This window comes from Escherichia sp. Lx600-2, assembly GCF_036662595.1.
Classification (GTDB): domain Bacteria; phylum Pseudomonadota; class Gammaproteobacteria; order Enterobacterales; family Enterobacteriaceae; genus Escherichia; species Escherichia coli.
Genome location: NZ_JAYQWM010000244.1, coordinates 1 through 859, shown reverse-complemented (window position 1 = coordinate 859; position 859 = coordinate 1). Strand labels below are relative to the sequence as shown.

Annotated in this window: 1 protein-coding gene; it reads left to right on the top strand. The window is 47.8% G+C overall.

Annotated features, from left to right (window positions below):
• Positions 1-343 precede the first annotated feature (343 nt).
• The gene (locus OQV04_RS24795; RefSeq protein WP_004193480.1) at positions 344-778 is read left to right on the top strand and encodes a MarR family transcriptional regulator; all 435 of its coding nucleotides are present in this window, start codon (positions 344-346) and stop codon (positions 776-778) included.
• Positions 779-859 lie beyond the last annotated feature (81 nt).

Sequence of the window (859 nt, the reverse complement as noted above, 5' to 3'; positions counted from 1 at the left end):
TGGCACTCGCTACGCTCGCCCTTGACGAAATCAGGCAATGAAATCGTCTTTGAAAGAGCAGGAACCGCTCGCCGCAGGTCAGGCTGAGGCGTACCGCAGCGCAGCGAGGAACGAACAGCCTGAACGAGGAAGCGGAATATCACCTGAACGGGCATAGAAATGCTTACGCACGAACCGATGAAAATAGGGTTCGCTATCCGGGCATATGAGCTTCTCGCTATAAGATACAGAAGAGAGCCTTCTCTCAGCCCTTGTGGGGCGCGGCTCTCGCTTGACGATAGTTATCATTATTGATAACGTTGTTATCATTATTGATAACTATTTTTTTGGGAGAGCCTCTTAAATGAGTAACCGAATTACTCAGATAGACACTGCTACAGGGGAAGAGGTAGGTAGTTTTGTCGCAGTTATCCGACCCAAACAGAAGTCAGCTTTTGAGAGGCATTTCACTATGAACCAAGACGCTTTAAAGATCCTTGCTAAGACCCTCACAGGGGAGCAATTCAAAGTCTTGATGATGCTGTTAGCTGATCTCGATTATGAAAATTACATCCAAATTGCCCAAGCCGATATTGCCGACGCTTTAGGTATGCAGAAAACCAATGTAAGCCGTTCGGTTAAGGCGCTAATTGACCTATCCGTGATTCTTCAAGGCCCAAAAGTAGGGCGCAGTTACAGTTACCGTCTGAACCCTCAGTTTGGCTGGAAAGGTACTGTCAGCAACCACAAGAAAGCACTAAAAAACGGCCTCAGCGTTATACAGGGCGGCAGAACCTAATCTGGAATGCCGCAAATGACGTCACTTTGCGGCGTTAGCCCTATCCTGCATCGCATCAAAACTAACGCTCCATACCACCCA

Bases quoted from the DNA above. Each gene is read 5' to 3' on its own strand.
- OQV04_RS24795 (WP_004193480.1), top strand. From the start codon at position 344: ATGAGTAACCGAATTACTCAGATAGACACTGCTACAGGGGAAGAGGTA.